Origin of the sequence: Corynebacterium sp. NML140438 (assembly GCF_001875725.1) — a bacterium.
Lineage (GTDB): Bacteria > Actinomycetota > Actinomycetes > Mycobacteriales > Mycobacteriaceae > Corynebacterium.
The window spans coordinates 162,741-179,112 of sequence record NZ_MLCQ01000017.1; the positions used below are offsets into that span (position 1 = coordinate 162,741).

The following is a 16,372-nucleotide window of genomic DNA, read 5'->3' on the forward strand; positions in this document are numbered from 1 at the left end:
CCCTCTACTTGTGTCGCCGTGTCACCCTCACTGTTTTAGGAAAGGGCAGCCTCCGCAGCCGAGTAATCAGGTTCGTTCGTGATCTCCTCGACCAGCTCAACATGCGTTACGCGGTGGTCTGCATCCGTGACGATCACAGCGCGAGCGAGCAAGCCCTTGAGTGGTGTCCCATCAAGGGTGAGACCGAACGCTTGACCAAAATCAGAACGGAATGCGGACAGTGCCTCAACGTTTTCAATTCCCTCGGCTGCGCAAAAACGCTGCTGGGCGAACGGCAAGTCCTGAGAGATGCAAAGTACTGCAGTGTTTTCAGCAGCACCAGCAAGCTCATTAAACGCACGAACAGATTTCGCGCAAACGTCAGTGTCCAACGAAGGAAAAACGTTCAGCACCAGACGCTTACCCCTGTAGTCGGCCAATGCCTTCTCCGACAGATCTCCTGCTACGAGGACTGCGTCAGGAAGCGTGTCCCCCACCTTAGGAAGCGAGCCAGACGTTTGCGATTCATTTCCTTGAAAAAATACCTTTGCCATGCACACGACCCTACATGAACACGAGCAGGCCAGCAGCCGCACCTCGAGCACGCAATAAGCCGGGTACAGTAACACCTGCTAATATTTCCCAGTCAGCTAGTCAGAACAGAGGTATAACGGTGAGCAATAAAGAACGCGGACAAGAAGCCCTCAAACACCTTGAACGTGAACTCAATTCACGCGATCGGAAGCAGAACTCCAAACCTTGGTCAATCGCAGCGCTTTCCGCGGTCGTGATTGCGGCCCTCGGTGGCAGCATCTACTTCCTGGCAAACCAAGACGGCGATAGTTCTACTGAAGCGCAAAGCTCCACTGAAGAAAGCACCGCCGCAAGCGAGTTTGACGCCAGCAACTACGAGGCAATCGCAACTAAGCGCGCCGAGGCGCTGCCCGAAACCGTTTCTTGCGAGTACAACGCCGACGAGACACAAGGCGATACCAAGACAGACCTCCCCAAAACGGAAAACGTCTCAACGAGCGGAACCGTAAACGTCGAACTCGACACGAGCGCCGGCCCAATCGGCATGGAGCTTGACCGTTCAGTCTCGCCTTGCACTGTGAACGCCATTGAGCACCTCGCGTCTGCTGGATACTTCAACGACACCGTCTGCCACCGCTTGACTGATGGCGACGGTCTCAAGGTGCTGCAGTGTGGTGACCCCACCGGTGTTGGCAGCGGTGGACCTGGGTTCCAGTTCGCAAACGAGTTCCCGACCGATGAGGCCCTGAAGGCACTCTCCGACACCCCCGCTCCAGAAGGTGCATCCCCAGAGGAAGCGGAGCAGATGAAGCAAATGCAGCTCCAACAGCACCCGCAAAAATACGCACGCGGCACCATCGCCATGGCAAACGCGGGACTGGATACCAATGGATCCCAGTTCTTCCTGAACTACGGTGATTCTGTGCTACCGCCTCTGTACACCTACTTTGGGCAGATTTCCGAAGAAGGCTTGAAGACTCTTGACAAGATTGCCGAAAAGGGCGTTGAGGGCGGCGGCCAGGACGGCGCTCCAGCCGAAGAGGTACGCATCAAATCGGCAACCGTCAGCTAACTATACAGTTGACTTTAAGCTGCACAGAAGCAGTTTTCAGGCTCTTCAAAGTATTGCAAAACGTCTCGAAGCCAACTAGAGTTTGCGCTCGTACATTTGTCAATCCCGTCAGATTGGAAAATTCATGAACTTCCGTAAAGGTATCATTGCAGCAGCCACTGCTGTAGCTGTCGCAACTTCTGGCGTTGCTACTGCCGAGGCTGCAGAAAACTCCGCCACCCCTACCCCCACGGCGACCAAGGCGGCTCCAGCCACAACCCCGAAGAAGGAAACGCCAAAGGTGACCAAAACCACGACGCCCGGTTCCTCCTCCATGAAGGATATGCGTCCCTCAGAAATCCGTGACTGGATCGCAGTGTTCACCGCAGTAATCGGTGCACTCGGCACCCTCTTTGCGTTCCTGGACAAGTACCTGCGCAAGTAAGACTAGTAGGCCAGGCGCTGGACTGGCGTCGACCGCTAACTCATGAAACTGGGCTCACCCTTGAACGGGTAAGCCCAGTTTTTTATACGCCCACACGATAGACGTCGAATACACCTTCAACGTTGCGGATCAGGTTCATCACAGAGGCTAGCTGCTTCGTGTCCGAAACCTGGAAGCTAAACCGAATGGTGGCGATACGGTCTTCCTTCGCCTGTGAGGACAGCGATAGGATCGCCAATTTCTGCTCAGACATAACGCCCGTGAGCTCCGCGAGGAGACCGTGCCTGTCAAGTGCCTCCACCTGCACGGTCACAATCGAAGTCCCCTGAGATCCGCCAGCACCAGACCACGAAACCTCAATCAGCCGCTCGGGTTCTTCCTTGAGCTTATTCGCGTTTGTACAATCCGTGCGATGGACCGAAACGCCTCCACCTCGAGTGACGAATCCGAAGATCTCGTCCCCCGGCACCGGCTGGCAACAATTTGCAAGCTTCGCCATCACATCTGGGCTACCCTGGACTAGCACAACTGGGCTGCTGCCCGAAGGCTCAAGGCGTTGGATCTTAGAATGAGGAGTTCGGTCTACGAGTACGTCTGCTGCGTCCTCCACGTCCCCAAACTGATCCACCAGCATTTTCGCAACGTGCCGTGAAGACACATTGCCCGCACCAATTGCGGTATACAGTGCGTCAACATCTGAATAGCGCAGCCTTCGCGCGATGTTTCGCATAGACTCCGGCGTAAAAAGCCTGTGAAGTGGCAAACCGCTGCGCTGCACCTCAGCTGCAAGCGCGTCGCGTCCAACTTCTAAGTGTTCTTCGCGCCGTTCCTTCGCAAACCACTGGCGCACCTTCGTTTTCGCTCGTGGAGACACAATGAATTCTTGCCAGTCTCGCGAAGGACCTGCATTTGGATCCTTAGAGGTGAAGATTTCAACACGGTCGCCGTTTTGCAGCTTGGACTCCAGTGCTACGAGCTTGCCGTTGACCTTTGCTCCCACACAACGATGCCCTACCTCGGTATGCACGGCATAGGCGAAGTCGACTGGCGTCGACCCTGCAGGAAGGTTGATTACATCACCATGCGGTGTAAATACAAAAATCTGTTTACTTGTCAGGTCGTAACGCAGTGAATCAAGAAACTCGTTCGGATCCGACGCTTCCTTTTGCCAATCGAGCAGTTGACGCATCCAGGCCATTTGATCGACTTCGGCTTGGTCACCTTTATGTGAGCCCTTGGTCTCTTTGTAACGCCAGTGCGCAGCCACGCCGAACTCTGCGTTGTAGTGCATCTCATGGGTTCGGACCTGCACTTCCAACGCTCGCCCGCTGTTCGTCATCACGGTTGTGTGCAGCGACTGGTACACGCCAAACCTTGGGGTCGAAATGTAGTCTTTAAAGCGACCCGGCATCGCAGAATACATCGCGTGCACTACCCCCACCGCCGCGTAGCAGTCATGGAGATTATCGACGAGCACACGAACACCCACGAGGTCGAAAATCTCATCGAACTCGTGTCCTCTCACAACCATTTTTTGGTAAATAGACCAGTAGTGCTTCGGTCTACCCATGACCTCGGCATCGATTCCGTTTGACTTCAGCTCAGTCTGCAGTTCCCGAATGATTTCAGCGAGTGCCCTATCTCGCGAGGGCGCCCGGTCAGCGACGAGACGCACAATTTCTTCATACTTCTTCGGGTAGAGTATCGCGAACGCAAGGTCTTCGAGTTCCCATTTGACCGTCGCCATTCCGAGACGGTGCGCAAGGGGTGCAATGACGTCTAAGGTCTCACGCGCCTTCTTCGCCTGCTTTTCAGGCGGCAGGAAACGCATGGTACGCATGTTGTGGAGGCGATCGGCAACTTTGATCACCAAAACCCGTGGGTCTTCGGACATCGCGACGATCATCTTGCGGATTGTCTCAGCTTCCGCAGACGCACCAAGTGCGACCTTGTCGAGCTTCGTGACGCCATCAACGATACGAGCGACTTCAGGACCAAAGTCAGCCGTTAATTGCTCCAGGGTGTAATCAGTATCCTCAACTGTGTCATGGAGCAGCGCTGCCACCAACGTTGTGGTATCCATGCCGATCTCACCGCAGATTGTTGCCACAGCCAGAGGATGCGTGATGTATGGATCCCCTGATTTGCGAAAGACACCATCGTGCAGCTGTTCAGCTGTCTCGTACGCACGGTTCAACAAGGCGACGTCGCATTTTGGATGATGCCGACGGTGAATCGACAACAGCGGGTCCAGCACCGGATTACTCCGAACCCGTGCTCCACCAGTCAGTGAACGAGCCAGTATGGCGGACACACTGCGCATCGACGGCGCATTTCTTTTCGGTGCTTTCTCTTGAGCCACGGTCCGCCTCCAAACTCTCCTATTGGTCGAGCACTACCACGGGAACATCTCCCAAACGGCTTCTACCGTCCAGGCCCTGCACCTCGAGCATTACTACGTACCCAACAACGCTACCACCTGCGCGCTGGATTAAATCGGTTGCAGCAGAAAGTGTTCCGCCCGTCGCAAGCACATCATCGACAAGTACAACCTTCTTCCCCTCGAGGTCAATGCCAGAAGCTGGAATCTCGAGAGCAGCAGTACTGTACTCAGTCTCATACTCCTGTGTAATCACGGGAGGAGGCAGCTTCCCCTTCTTCCGGATCGCGAGGATGCCGACGCCCATCTCATACGCAACGGCAGAACCCAGCAAGAAACCTCGAGCATCAAGACCGCCGACTATATCCCCACCAAGGTCCTCAGACACGCGCGCCATTTCCCGGATGACGACCCGCAACGCTTCTGCATCCGCCAGCACCGGAGTGAGGTCTTCGAACAACACGCCCTTCTCTGGGAAGTCAGGCACCTTACGGATCTTCTCACGAAGCGCGTGTTTTGCGCTCTCGAATGTTCCATCTGAGTCGTGCATGGAGTTCTCCTTGAATAGCTTCACTTGATTATTCATCTATAGACCACCGATCCATATTCCAACCAATCCCGGATAGACCGGTATAAGGCACAACATTGTCAACGCGCTGGTCGATGGCAAACGTCCTTGGCTGTGCGGCGAGAGGCAAGATCGGGATTTCGTTCCAGAGCCACTTCTCCTGATTCCGCAATGTGTCCAAATCCTGAACACGATTATTTGCTGCCGGATATTCAACTTGGGCGTCAATTGGCATAAGAAGCGCATCAATCGTGCCCTCTTTCTCTACGACCTGTCCGTCTTCATTGAGCACATAGCCCGCAAGGTCTGCCAATGTCGAGCTTCTCTCTGACTGGTCGACCACGTCGATGCCAGCCGGTTGGCACTGGGCACGAATCGTTTGAATCATTGCGGACATCCGCGCCGAAGGAATCGGCGTCGAAATCCGAAGCACCGTACCCGCAGCAGCACGTGCTTGCTCGACGTCATACGCGGTTGCGGCATTCCCGATACCTTGAATTTTCGACGCCAATGGGTCACCGTGCGCAACGACTTGCACAGGCGCTGCGTCAATCTCCAGGCCCGACATCTTGGAGGAGGTCCGCGCAACCTCGCGTGGGTTCACACAATGCGCAAGTGCTCTTCTCCGCTCGGCGTCTGCCCACGGGCCTGACTTGGCCATCACCAGAGCATCCGTGAGTTCACCAACAACGTTTGTCACGTCGATCGGTTCGTTTTCCGCATTCACGTCGTACCAACTTGGAGCTGGCTCTTCAAGGTTGCCAATCCGCAAACCACCCGACTTAACCAAGTCACCAGAATCAGCAGTGCCAGCCCAAACAACGATCTTCTTTAAAGCTGGCGCGTCCCCGTAATAAGTATCATTTGGGGCGAGCACCACTTCGCCGCTCTGGCCCACATTTTCGATTTTGTACGGACCGAACGACACTTGAAGCTCTGGATCGTACTGGCTTAAATCGAAGCCATGATGCCAAACGTCGGCAATACTACGAAGTTGGAGCGGATCCTGGGCGTTTAAGGCTCCAACCATTTCCTCTGGTGTCATCCCCACACGCGCGGCGACGGCATGAGAAGGCAACACCGTTCCAGGCTCGAAGAGATCACGCCAGCGCGCGCCCCTGCTTTCTTTCATCGTCAGTGTAAACGTCTTAGAACCTGGTTCACACGTCAGAGTGTCAGCGTCGTCAAAAAGTGGCATCCAGGAGCCGAAAAGCTCTGGAAGCTTTCCGGCAGTGAATGTGAGCAGAAAATCATTGCACGTCACCGGAGTTGTATCTGAAAACACCGCGGCGTCGGAGATCGTATAAACAACTTGCCGACGATCCCCCGGCAGTACTTGAGTCTTTACGAGGTCGGCATTCGGGATCATCTGGCCATTTGGGCCCGGCACATAAACGCCTGGATAGAGGCGACCAGAAAGCTCTTGAGACAGTGTCGAATGCCCCTCGGCGCTACCAGCGTTAACGGTTATCAAAGGGCCTTGCACTTGATAACCGAACGCCTCACTATTTGAGTCCGAGGAGGTGACACCGCCAGAACACGCCGTTACAAGGCCTGCGGTGGCAAGCAACGCAATGGCGCGGGAGAAAACTTTATTCATATCCGGTCAACTCAACGCGTCGACGGCCGCCAAGTACTCATCGTCGGCGTCTCTTCGCTCTCATCACTATCAGCAGAGCTCCTGGCTAGGGTGTCGACGGTCCGCTTCGGCTTGATCGTGGGCGCAACATCATCTTCGTCGATTTGGCCGGAACGGTACTGCTCAACTTCAGCATTATGTTCCTTGTACGCTCGCTTACGCTCCATAAGCGTCACGAGCAGCGGGGTTGCGAGGAACAGCGAAGAGAAAATGCCCTCGATAACGCCAATGAGCTGAATCAATGCCAAGTCGCGCAGCGTACCCACTCCGAGCATCCAGACTGCAACAATCATCAGCGCGACGATCGGCAGCGCAGAAATGACGGATGTGGAGATCGAGCGCATAACAGTCTGGTTTACTGCGAGGTTTGCTTCTTCTGCATATGTGGATCGACGGGAGTCGAGGACACCGCTCGTGTTCTCCTTAACCTTGTCGAAAACGATCACCGTGTCGTAAATCGAGAATGTCAGCACTGTAAGCAAGCCGATGATCATCGCAGGGGTGATTTCCAGACCAAAGAGGGCATAGAACCCGACAATCAAGACGCCGTCAATAATCAATGCAGCCATCGCCGCAATCGCCATGTCACGCTGCAACCGAACAGCCACGTAAACAGCAGCTGCAGCGAGGAACACCAACATCGCCATCAGCATGCGTTTAGTGATTGTGTCACCCCACGATTCGGAGACTGTGGAGTCACCGATTGCATCCGCCGACACTTCCCCTTCAGCGTTCTTGGTGTGGTGCTTTTCAAAAATCGCTTGACGCGCTCGGTCGATTTGCTCCTGGCTCAAGTGCTCAGCGTTAATTTCAAGCGTACGGGCGTCACCCGCACCGACAATTTGAGTCAGCTCAGGCGTGACGCCGGTGGCGTCAATAAATGTTTCCTCTACCTCTGCAGCGACCAAGTCGTCTGCTGGCATCGAGAGCTTGGTGCCACCTTCGAAGTCAATACCCAGATTGAACCCACGGACAAGCATTGCAAGCAGCGAGATGACGACCAAGCCCATAGTAATGACGTACCAGAGCTTACGACGGCCGACGAAGTCGATCGCAGCATCACCTGTGTATAGGCGCTCCCAACGGCCGGGTTCTTTCACAGTCGGTACGACGGAAGCAACCGTTTCAATTTGCGAAGACGACATTGCTACTTCACCTCAATACTTTCCGGCGCAGCCTCAACAGCCTCACCTAGGTGCTCTTTCTCACTCACGTCTTTATCATGCTGCGCTGCAGCAAATACCTTGGTCATACCGTTGACTGCTGGCTTCGACCAGAAGTTGGACCGGGAAGCGAAAATCATGAGCGGAGCCGTGACCAAGAACGTCACAAGCAGGTCAAATACGGTGGTCAGCCCCATCGTGAAAGCGAATCCCTTCACGTCGCCTACAGCAAGGAAATAAATAATAACCGCGCCAATAAGCGTCACCATGTTACCCGTAATGATGGTATCTTTTGCCCGCTCCCAACCCGAGGCGGATGCGGAACGGAAAGTCTTGCCTTTGCGGACCTCGTCCTTAATGCGTTCGTAAATCACTACGAAGGAGTCCGCGGTGGTACCAATACCGATAATCAAACCAGCGACGCCTGACAGATCCAGCGAGTAACCGATCCAGCGGCCGAGCAAGACGAGAGACCCGTACACCAACACTCCGGCAAAAAAGAGTGTTGCAAGCGAAATTAAACCGTACAGACGGTAGTAGAAGAACACGAAGATTGCGACCAATAGTAGCCCGACAATGCCTGCGTAGAACCCCGCCTGCAGCGACGCCAGACCGAGTGACGGGGGAACCGTCATCGCTGTACCACCCGGCTCGCCGTTCTCACCAGCAAAAGATAGTGGAAGGGCACCATAGCGCAGGTTGTTCGCCAGGCCTTCGGCTTCCTCCTGCGTAAAGCTGCCGGTAATAGAGGTAGCCGAGCCAACAGGGGTTGCTCCTTGGATCACCGGTGCGGAGATGATCTGTGAGTCCAACGTAATGGCAATCTGCTGACCAATCATCTCACTCGTGAGCTGCGCCCACGTAGAAGAACCATTAAATTCTCCTGCCTGGCTAAACGCGAAATTGATCTCCATTTGGCTCGATTGCGGGTTGAATCCGCCAGTGATCGCGCGACCAGTATCGATCTGTTCGCCGGTCAGGCGTGGCCCGTCGCTGTCAGTAACCCCGGCAAGCAGCGGAACCTCATCGAGCAGAAGGACCTGGCCTGAAGACGGATCACAGGCTACGAGCGGCGCTGCTTCGTCGTCGGTACCCGCCAGCGGGTCGGTAGGCTGTACAGCGCAGACCGCACTCATCAAGGACATCGCAACGAACTGTTGCGTAGGATCCCCAGACTGACGGGTGTCCTTCAGCATGGCGGTCTGGTCAGACCTGCGCTCTGCGGATTCGACCGGGCCGTTCGGCTCAGCCAGTGGCTTCGCGTCGATAACCGGGATCTCTACATCTTGTCCCTGCTCCCCGATCTGCTTCTTCACCTGCTCCCCGACTGCTTGCGCTTGCTCAGCAGTCAGGATCCCGTAACGCACCCAGTCATTCGCGGTCTTAGCGAATACATCGCCGATCGTGTCTACTGCAGGTGCAGGTGGCTGCATTACTGGGCGGAACAACAGCTGCGATGTTTGGCCGATGTTACGAACCTCTGAGGTATCATCGCCGGCGGCTGTAATCACGAGTGTATTTCCGTCCACGACGACAGTTGCGCCTGAAACACCCATGCCGTTGACACGCTTCTCGAGAATATTTCGCGCCTCGTCGAGCTGATCACGGGTTGGCTCGTCCCCCTGAGGCACGAGCGTCACGCGAGTACCTCCCTGCAGGTCAATCCCGAGCTTCGGGGTTGCGGACTTATCGCCCGTGAAAAATACTAATGAGTACACGCCAATGACGATGAGCGCGAAAAGCGCCAGCGCGCGCGCAGGCCACTTCCGCTTCGATCTCAGTTCGCCGGAACGCTGAGTGTTCTTGGACACCAAGCTAACTCCTCTATTTCTCCGTTGTTTCACTGCCACACCCCGCTTCGCCCAAACTTTTTGGGAAAGCGGGGTGTGGTGCACATCGGTTTATCGTACGTCATTAATAGCCATAGCGGTAAAGACAGGTCGCCTATGTAGGTCCGCCTAACGCACGACCTACTCTGGACGCTGTTCTACATCGTCCTGCAGCGATTCTTCGACAACGCTCTCAGTTGCTTCGCGCTTCATGATTCCAGCGGTCTCCATTCGAATTTCGACTCCAGGCGCGATTTCAATACGTAGCGACGTGTCATCTACAGCAACGACATTGCCGTGGAGGCCAGATACCGTTACAACGTGGTCACCAGGCCGGATCGACGACTGCATTTCCTGGACCTGCTGTTGACGCTTCTTCTGGCTCCGCATCATTAACATAGACGGCAGCATGAACACCAATAGGACGAGCAAAATAAGGATAAATTCCATAGCTCCATCTTGGCATACTGACCACTACGAAGAAACGCCCACCTGCCCAAGCGCATCTGGTGGCGGATCAATTCCAAGGTGCTGCCATGCTGTCGCCGTCGCGACGCGGCCTCTTCCGGTCCGTGCCATCAGCCCGGCTCGAACGAGGTAGGGCTCGCACACTTCCTCAACGGTAGAAGGCTCCTCGCCCACAGCAATCGCAAGAGTGTTGACGCCAACGGGCCCGCCACCGTGACCTCGAATCAATGAATTCAGGACGGCTCTATCAAGCCTGTCAAGCCCCAATTCATCAACATCGAAAACTTCCAACGCTGAGCGGGCTGCTTGAATGTCTATCCTTCCGCTGCCGTGTACATCCGCCCAATCGCGAACTCGTCGCAACAGGCGATTGGCAATACGCGGTGTGCCACGTGAACGGGACGCGATTTCGACTGCTGCATCCCGATCAATCTCAACGTGCAGAATCTTCGCGGCCCGCTCCACGACGTGGCGGAGATCCGACACCTCATAAAATTCCATTTGCGCTGTAAACCCGAATCGGTCCCGCAATGGCCCCGTGAGCATACCTGCGCGAGTCGTTGCTCCCACCAGGGTAAACGGTGGGATTTCCAGCGGAATTGATGTTGCGCCAGGGCCTTTTCCAACAATTACATCAATGCGAAAGTCCTCCATCGCCATGTACAGCATTTCTTCCGCTGGTCGCGCAATGCGGTGAATCTCATCGATAAAGAGTACATCGCCCTCCATGAGGTTCGACAACATCGCGGCGAGGTCACCTGCTCGCTCAAGAGCTGGGCCTGACGTCATGCGCAGAGACGTCCCGAGCTCCTGCGCAATAATCATCGCCATCGTTGTCTTCCCCAATCCAGGAGGCCCCGACAACAGGATGTGGTCAGGCGTAACGTTTCGCTGGCTCGCCCCCGCAAGAACAAGGCTGAGCTGTTCGCGCACCTTCGGTTGACCAATGAATTCGTCAAGCGACTTCGGCCTGAGAGAGCGTTCGATATCATGCTCGTCGTTGTGCGCATTGGCACTGACAGGTGCCCCATCGGGGCGCGAAAGGTCATTGGGCAACTGAAATACAGTTTTTTCAACGTCAGACATACTTGCAACTTACTTCTTCGATAGCGTTCTCAGCGCTGCACGCAGCAGGCTTGATGGGTCCGTATCCGGCTGATCCGCGACCAACGACTCAACCACCGACCGCACACCACGTTCGGTAAAACCGAGCCCAATCAAAGCCTCTACGATCTGTTCGCTAACTCCTGAGGTCGAAGAAACTGGCGCACTCGAGCCCTGGTTTGACTCGCCGCCCATTTCAAACAGGCCGACGACCTTGTCCTTCAGCTCCAGCACTATTCGCTCCGCCATCTTCTTACCGACGCCAGGGATCGTTTGAATCTTTTTTGCATCTCCAGACGCAATGAGCTCCGCCAATTCCCCTGCTTGAAAGACAGCCAACGAAGCCATCGCAAGTTTTGGCCCTAAACCGCTGACCGTCTGAAGTTTGTGAAACATTGTTCTCGAGTCCTCGTCTGCGAACCCAAACAACGTCATGCCGTCATCACGAACTACAAGGGCCGTGACAACATCCGCGTGCTCCCCACGAGTGAGACGGCCAAGGGTTGGTGGCGTCGCTAAGAATCGGTACCCAACACCTCCGCAACCAATGACAGCATGATCGAGGCCGATCGAAAGTACTTCACCGTGGAGGGAGTCAATCATGTTCTAGCTCTTTCTGAGTGTTTCGTAGGCGGAAGCTCTTGCAAGTAGTGGCGCGCGCCAGCAATGACACACTGCGATCGCCAGCGCGTCGGCTGCGTCCGCCGGTTTCGGTGGCTCACTCAGGCCAAGGATACGTGTAATCATCGTAGTCATCTGTTTCTTATCAGCCCGACCGTTACCGGACACAGACTTCTTCACTTCCGATGGGGTATACATGTGCACAGGGATGTCGCGTTCGGCCGCAGCGAGGACCATCACCCCCACCGCATGTGCGGTGTGCATCACGGTTGAGACGTTACTGCGTTCGAAAATTCGCTCCATCGCAACAACATCAGGCTTGTACTCGTCCATCCACTCAGACACGGACCGCGAAATGCGCAGAAGGCGCTCGGTGAGGTCCACATCGGAAGGAGTACGAGCGACTCCAACCGCGATTGGAATGACCTGACGGCCTCGCCCGGCCTGTACAACCGAAAGTCCACAGCGAGTCAACCCCGGGTCAATCCCCATTACCCGTAAACCTTGAAGGTTCACCACGTGTCCTTTCACCGCAGACTGTACTGGCACATATGTTCTACCATAGTTTCGAAAAGAACCACCACTCGTCGCAACGAATGGTGGTCAAAACCGAAGCTGAACGCTTACAGATCGAGCTGCGCAGCTACCTCGTCCGAAATAGACATATTAGAGAAGACATTCTGAACGTCATCGGAGTCTTCGAGGGCATCGATGAGCTTGAGGTTCTTCTCCGCACCGGCAACATCCAGCTCAACTTCTACGTCGGCGCGGAAGTCCTGCTCCGAGCCTTCTACCTGGATTCCAGCTTCGACGAGTGCTTCTCGTACAGCTGAGAGATCTGTCGGCTGGCACGTAACCTCGAATTCCTCACCAAGGTCTTTGACCTCTTCTGCGCCTGCATCAAGCACAGCCATTAAAACATCGTCCTCAGTAAGGTCATTCTTTGCAACCGTGACGACGCCGACTCGGTTAAACATATAGCCGACAGAACCGGTTTCGCCTAGGTTGCCACCGTTCCTCGTCATCGCGGTGCGAACTTCAGTCGCTGCGCGGTTACGGTTATCCGTCAAACACTCAATCAACAGGGCGACGCCGTTGGGGCCATAGCCCTCGTACATCACCGATTCCCAGTTAGATCCACCGGCTTCTTCACCCGAACCACGCTTACGTGCGCGCTCGATGTTGTCATTAGGCACAGATGCCTTCTTCGCCTTCTTGATCATGTCATCGAGCGTCGGATTCGCAGCCGGGTCCCCGCCGCCAGTCCGTGCTGCCACCTCGATGTCCTTGATCATTTTCGCCCAAAGTTTGGAGCGCTTTGCGTCGTTAGCGGCTTTCTTATGCTTAGTAGTAGCCCACTTTGAGTGGCCAGACATCCGGTATCCCTTCGCTTAAATTGTATTAACCAGCAGTAATTGAACGTCAACCTACTATACGCCTGAACCACCTGAGCTGCAGAACCGCAACTTTTCCGCGGCGCTATAGCGAGAGAGAGGCATATGCAGGCAGTGCGGCTGTGCCGCCCAAACGCAGTAGGCGCACCGCTGGCCGCAAGCGTAGCGAGCGGACATCACTCACAGCATCGTTGTAAAATCTCAACGCGATTGCTACCCGAGTATCCACAGCATCTATGTCGTTGGAAGCATCCCCCGCTTGCTCCCCAACGCGCTTGCGCAGGTCTTGTTCAGCGCGCAGACGAGGTTCCACCTCGGTTGGTGTCAATCGCAGCGATTCGACGCCCCTGCATTCATCACGAAAGTCCGGATGCAGCACCGCGATGACTGCACAACGTTGATTTAAGGCAGCCTCTAATGCGTCACGGGAGCGATCAAGCCGGATGTGGAGGCGATGCAATCGTTGCGCCGTAAAATAAGCCCAGGCAAGCAGCAAGGTTATAAAAGCAGCAAGTAATGCCAACGCAGTAGTTATCATGCGAGCGTCACCTTTTCACCGACGGATACAGCTTCGTACACTGCCAGGATCTGCGCGGTGACAGTCGACCAATCGTACTGTGCTGCTCGGCGCTGTCCGCGCCTCCCCAATTCCAAACGTGCATCTGGGTCATCGACCAACGCCTGTAATGCTTTCGTAAGTTCGGTAACATTGCCAGATGGAAAAAGGATTCCTGCTGGCTCAGGGTCCTCAGCATCACACACCAACGAAAATGCCTCGAGATCACTGGCGACTACCGCACATCCAGCAGCCATTGCCTCTACCAGAACAATGCCGAATGATTCGCCGCCAGTATTCGGCGCAACGAAGATATCCGCGGCCCCAAGAAGCCTGGCCTTCTCTACTTCGCTCACACGACCAACGAAATTCACACCTGGGATTTCTTTCGGCTCACCTCCACCAATGACGGTGAGCTCGACTCGCCCTTTGAGATTGGAGAACGCTTCAAGGAGCAGTGGTAGTCCTTTCCGAGGCTCGTCGATACGCCCCAAGAAAGCAACCCGAACTGGTTCTTCACTGTTCTCACGCGCAGGTTGTCGAGCCACCACGAACTTCCGAGTATCGACCCCATTTGGAATAACAATTGGATCGACGCCAATTTGCTCGACCTGCCATCGACGAGCAAGCTCACTGACCGCAATTCCTCCGCGGATCTTCTCCAAATACTTGCGCAAAAAAGGCAACGCTACCCGTAGCGCCCGAGATCCCGTCGTGGATGTATGGTAGGTTGCCACGATCGGTCCCGAAGCCAGCACGAGAGCTGCAAGTGAATAGCTCGGAGAATTTGGCTCGTGAATATGCAACACATCGAAGTTGCCGTCACGTACGAACGCGCGAGTGTTCTTTATAACTTTCCTGCCGAACGACAGGCGAGCGACAGAACCGTTGTAAGGGATAGGGATCGAACGTCCACCCTTCTTCACAAACGTAGGTAGTGGCGCGTCTTCACGAGCAGGGCCAAGGACTTCAACTTCGTGCCCTTGCTGCAGGAGCGCCTGCGCGAGGTCAAGGATATGTGCTTGAACACCACCAGGTTCGTCAAAGGAATACGGACATACGATGCCGACTTTCACTCCTGCCCTACTTTCTCTTTCGGTCCGCAATCCAAAACGGTTGGAGCACATGCCAATCTTCGGGATAGTCCGCGATGCATCGCTCGAACCAAGTCGCAAGCTGCTCTACTCTGCCGGCAACCGAGTCTGCGATAATCGGTGCAGAAACACGAGTTACCCAACCATTTGCGCTGCCAGGGCCTTCATAAGCGCTGTGGACTCCAAGCAAGGTCGCGCCAGTTCGCTCCGCTAAGACTGCCACGCCGGCAGGCATCGTCGTCCGCTCGCCGAAAAAGTCAACGGGCACCCCGTGTCCACCGAGGTCCCGATCCGCGAGCAAACAGACAACCCCTCCCGTATCAAGGACATCTTCGAGCAACTCTAACGGTGGTTTCGACGCCCCCTTAGAGGGAATGACGTCGACACCCAAACCCTGCCGAAAATCTACAAATGCTTCGTACAGCTTTTCTGGTTTGAGGCGTTCGGCGACCGTAGAAAATCGACCGTACCGATGAGCTAACCATGCGCCTGCTAAATCCCAGTTTCCTGAATGAGGAAGGGCGAGAATTACGCCCCCACCGCGCTCAATCGCTGCATCCAGGTGTGCAATCCCCTGTATCGAAGCGGCGTAATTTTCGTAAAAGCCTTCGTCGGAAACAACTTTCTGCAAACAGAAAACCTCAAGCCAATACCGCATGTAAGACCGCATTGAGTTTCTCACTAGCGAACGCGTGACGTTCTCGGGCCCGACCACACGCGAAAGGTTCTTCCTGAGCTGCTCAGGCTGCTTGCCGCTACGTGTATAAACGTCTGCGAACAGCATCATCAAGCGGTACGTCAGCGGGTACGGCAGTAGGGACAGCAGCTTCCACCCCAGCCAGTAGCAACGAAAGACGCACTCATTCTTCAATGTTTGTATGCGCATCGCGGTCCTAACTGGCGTCGAAGGTCTTTGCCCCTGCCGGCGCTGCGATCCGTCGTTTCGCCGCAGGATCCTTGGCCGCGATAACAAGGCGCTGTGCAACGGTATAGGCCGAACCGAAGAACAGCAGCCAGAGACCGCATTCAATTGCGTATGGCACCCCAAATCCTTCCAGCCCCAACGCGACAAGCCCGATGAGCAGGCGCTCTGGCCGCTCAACAAGCCCGCCTACGATCTTGATGCCACCAGCCTCTGCACGCGCCTTCACATAACTGATCACCTGCGAAAACACGAGAACTGCAAGACATACAGCAACGTGCGCTGGGGAGGCTTGATCGACGTACACGAGCCAGAACGCGATGGCGCCGAAGAGCGCACCGTCGGTAATCCTGTCGCAACTCGCGTCAAGCGTGGCTCCGAACGCGGTCCCTCCGCCGCGAAGACGCGCCATTGTCCCGTCGACCATGTCGAACGCCGCAAAAAGACCACTCAAAATAGCCGCCCAGACGAGGTGGTCAGTTGGTATGAGCACGATCGCGACCAGAACGGTAAGCAACGTGCCCCCGAGCGTCGTCCAATTCGGAGTCAACCCCACCTTGAGGAGCGTGGCTGCCAGTGGCTCCACAACAACGGCTGCAGGTTTACGCCCATGTACGCTAAGCAT

The 16,372-nt window shown here is 55.4% G+C and carries 17 protein-coding genes; 2 read left to right on the plus strand and 15 right to left on the minus strand.

What is annotated here, in order from left to right:
• Positions 1-35: 35 nt before the first annotated feature.
• Positions 36-533: a thiol peroxidase gene (gene tpx, locus BJP08_RS03775; protein ID WP_071568334.1), complete on the minus strand. Its 498-nt coding sequence runs from the start codon at positions 531-533 to the stop codon at positions 36-38.
• Positions 534-652: 119 nt separating this feature from the next.
• Between tpx and BJP08_RS03780 the strand changes: the two genes are divergently transcribed.
• Together BJP08_RS03780 and BJP08_RS03785 are read left to right on the plus strand one after the other, a co-directional pair.
• Positions 653-1,585 (plus strand): peptidylprolyl isomerase, encoded by a 933-nt coding sequence (locus tag BJP08_RS03780; RefSeq protein ID WP_071568335.1) that lies wholly within the window; start codon positions 653-655, stop codon positions 1,583-1,585.
• 124 nt (positions 1,586-1,709) lie between these two features.
• Positions 1,710-2,009, plus strand: coding sequence for a hypothetical protein (locus tag BJP08_RS03785; RefSeq protein ID WP_071568336.1), 300 nt, complete (start codon positions 1,710-1,712; stop codon positions 2,007-2,009).
• Positions 2,010-2,091: 82 nt separating this feature from the next.
• Here the strand turns inward: BJP08_RS03785 and BJP08_RS03790 are convergent, their stop codons facing one another.
• The 14 genes from BJP08_RS03790 to pgsA all read right to left on the minus strand — a co-directional run bounded on the left by BJP08_RS03790 (position 2,092) and on the right by pgsA (position 16,372).
• Positions 2,092-4,332 carry a bifunctional (p)ppGpp synthetase/guanosine-3',5'-bis(diphosphate) 3'-pyrophosphohydrolase gene (locus BJP08_RS03790; protein WP_369816394.1) on the minus strand — a complete coding sequence of 747 codons (2,241 nt, stop codon included), beginning with the start codon at positions 4,330-4,332 and terminating at the stop codon, positions 2,092-2,094.
• 58 nt (positions 4,333-4,390) lie between these two features.
• Positions 4,391-4,939, minus strand: coding sequence for an adenine phosphoribosyltransferase (locus BJP08_RS03795; RefSeq protein ID WP_071568338.1), 549 nt, complete (start codon positions 4,937-4,939; stop codon positions 4,391-4,393).
• Positions 4,940-4,967: 28 nt separating this feature from the next.
• A complete protein-coding gene (locus tag BJP08_RS03800; RefSeq protein WP_071568339.1) occupies positions 4,968-6,557 on the minus strand; it encodes an ABC transporter substrate-binding protein in 1,590 nt (529 codons plus the stop codon).
• Positions 6,558-6,568: 11 nt separating this feature from the next.
• Positions 6,569-7,741 (minus strand): protein translocase subunit SecF, encoded by a 1,173-nt coding sequence (gene secF / locus BJP08_RS03805; RefSeq protein WP_071568340.1) that lies wholly within the window; start codon positions 7,739-7,741, stop codon positions 6,569-6,571.
• Positions 7,742-7,743: 2 nt separating this feature from the next.
• A complete protein-coding gene (gene secD, locus BJP08_RS03810) occupies positions 7,744-9,570 on the minus strand; it encodes a protein translocase subunit SecD (protein ID WP_083428395.1) in 1,827 nt (608 codons plus the stop codon).
• 159 nt (positions 9,571-9,729) lie between these two features.
• A complete protein-coding gene (gene yajC, locus BJP08_RS03815) occupies positions 9,730-10,038 on the minus strand; it encodes a preprotein translocase subunit YajC (RefSeq protein ID WP_071568341.1) in 309 nt (102 codons plus the stop codon).
• A gap of 24 nt (positions 10,039-10,062) precedes the next feature.
• Complete coding sequence (ruvB, locus tag BJP08_RS03820; protein WP_071568342.1) at positions 10,063-11,142, minus strand: Holliday junction branch migration DNA helicase RuvB; 1,080 nt, start codon at positions 11,140-11,142, stop codon at positions 10,063-10,065.
• Positions 11,143-11,151: 9 nt separating this feature from the next.
• Positions 11,152-11,763, minus strand: a complete 612-nt coding sequence (ruvA, locus tag BJP08_RS03825; RefSeq protein ID WP_071568343.1) for a Holliday junction branch migration protein RuvA — start codon at positions 11,761-11,763, stop codon at positions 11,152-11,154.
• A 3-nt stretch (positions 11,764-11,766) separates the two neighbouring features.
• Entirely contained in the window at positions 11,767-12,297 is a 531-nt protein-coding gene (ruvC, locus tag BJP08_RS03830) for a crossover junction endodeoxyribonuclease RuvC (protein ID WP_143110004.1), read from the minus strand.
• Between the two features lie 107 nt (positions 12,298-12,404).
• A complete protein-coding gene (locus tag BJP08_RS03835; RefSeq protein ID WP_071568345.1) occupies positions 12,405-13,157 on the minus strand; it encodes a YebC/PmpR family DNA-binding transcriptional regulator in 753 nt (250 codons plus the stop codon).
• Positions 13,158-13,260: 103 nt separating this feature from the next.
• Positions 13,261-13,713 carry a hypothetical protein gene (locus tag BJP08_RS03840; protein ID WP_071568346.1) on the minus strand — a complete coding sequence of 151 codons (453 nt, stop codon included), beginning with the start codon at positions 13,711-13,713 and terminating at the stop codon, positions 13,261-13,263.
• Positions 13,710-14,807 carry a glycosyltransferase family 4 protein gene (locus BJP08_RS03845; protein WP_071568347.1) on the minus strand — a complete coding sequence of 366 codons (1,098 nt, stop codon included), beginning with the start codon at positions 14,805-14,807 and terminating at the stop codon, positions 13,710-13,712. The genes BJP08_RS03840 and BJP08_RS03845 overlap by 4 nt, the downstream gene beginning before the upstream one ends.
• A 7-nt stretch (positions 14,808-14,814) precedes the next feature.
• Positions 14,815-15,711 (minus strand): phosphatidylinositol mannoside acyltransferase, encoded by an 897-nt coding sequence (locus BJP08_RS03850; protein ID WP_071568348.1) that lies wholly within the window; start codon positions 15,709-15,711, stop codon positions 14,815-14,817.
• 7 nt (positions 15,712-15,718) lie between these two features.
• On the minus strand, positions 15,719-16,372 hold the full coding sequence (gene pgsA, locus BJP08_RS03855) for a phosphatidylinositol phosphate synthase (protein WP_071568349.1): 654 nt from the start codon (positions 16,370-16,372) through the stop codon (positions 15,719-15,721).

Excerpts from the sequence above, each read along its gene's own strand:
- BJP08_RS03800 (WP_071568339.1), bottom strand. The coding sequence starts at position 6,557 with ATGAATAAAGTTTTCTCCCGCGCCATTGCGTTGCTTGCCACCGCAGGC.
- pgsA (WP_071568349.1), bottom strand. The coding sequence starts at position 16,372 with ATGCTTAGCGTACATGGGCGTAAACCTGCAGCCGTTGTTGTGGAGCCA.
- BJP08_RS03840 (WP_071568346.1), bottom strand. The coding sequence starts at position 13,713 with ATGATAACTACTGCGTTGGCATTACTTGCTGCTTTTATAACCTTGCTG.
- secF (WP_071568340.1), bottom strand. The coding sequence starts at position 7,741 with ATGTCGTCTTCGCAAATTGAAACGGTTGCTTCCGTCGTACCGACTGTG.
- tpx (WP_071568334.1), bottom strand. The coding sequence starts at position 533 with ATGGCAAAGGTATTTTTTCAAGGAAATGAATCGCAAACGTCTGGCTCG.
- BJP08_RS03835 (WP_071568345.1), bottom strand. The coding sequence starts at position 13,157 with ATGTCTGGCCACTCAAAGTGGGCTACTACTAAGCATAAGAAAGCCGCT.
- ruvA (WP_071568343.1), bottom strand. The coding sequence starts at position 11,763 with ATGATTGACTCCCTCCACGGTGAAGTACTTTCGATCGGCCTCGATCAT.
- BJP08_RS03795 (WP_071568338.1), bottom strand. The coding sequence starts at position 4,939 with ATGCACGACTCAGATGGAACATTCGAGAGCGCAAAACACGCGCTTCGT.
- ruvB (WP_071568342.1), bottom strand. The coding sequence starts at position 11,142 with ATGTCTGACGTTGAAAAAACTGTATTTCAGTTGCCCAATGACCTTTCG.
- BJP08_RS03785 (WP_071568336.1), top strand. The coding sequence starts at position 1,710 with ATGAACTTCCGTAAAGGTATCATTGCAGCAGCCACTGCTGTAGCTGTC.
- BJP08_RS03850 (WP_071568348.1), bottom strand. The coding sequence starts at position 15,711 with ATGCGCATACAAACATTGAAGAATGAGTGCGTCTTTCGTTGCTACTGG.
- yajC (WP_071568341.1), bottom strand. The coding sequence starts at position 10,038 with ATGGAATTTATCCTTATTTTGCTCGTCCTATTGGTGTTCATGCTGCCG.
- BJP08_RS03790 (WP_369816394.1), bottom strand. The coding sequence starts at position 4,332 with ATGCGCAGTGTGTCCGCCATACTGGCTCGTTCACTGACTGGTGGAGCA.